Source organism: Ulvibacter sp. 2210JD10-4 (genome assembly GCF_058148525.1).
The window spans coordinates 1-232 of the sequence record NZ_JBYVJZ010000122.1 but is presented as its reverse complement, the minus strand read 5'-3'; the positions used below and the strand labels follow the sequence as shown (position 1 = coordinate 232).

General features: G+C 42.2%; 1 pseudogene. It reads left to right on the top strand.

The annotated features are described in order from the left end of the window. Positions 1 to 232 (top strand): annotated as a pseudogene (locus tag ACY2RT_RS15730) (YggS family pyridoxal phosphate-dependent enzyme); the annotation flags it as partial.

Here is a 232-nt window from a genome sequence, read left to right as displayed (position 1 = left end):
AAGCACACTTCCGGAAGATGTAACCCTTATCGCTATTTCCAAGACAAAGCCTGTAAGTGATCTGATGCAAGCCTATGAAGCAGGGCAGCATGTATTGGGCGAAAATAAAATTCAGGAGATGGAAGCCAAGTGGAAAGAGATGCCTAAAGATGTAAAGTGGCAGATGATAGGACATGTACAACGCAATAAATTGAAATATATAGCGCCATTCGTGAGCCTAATACATGCAGTG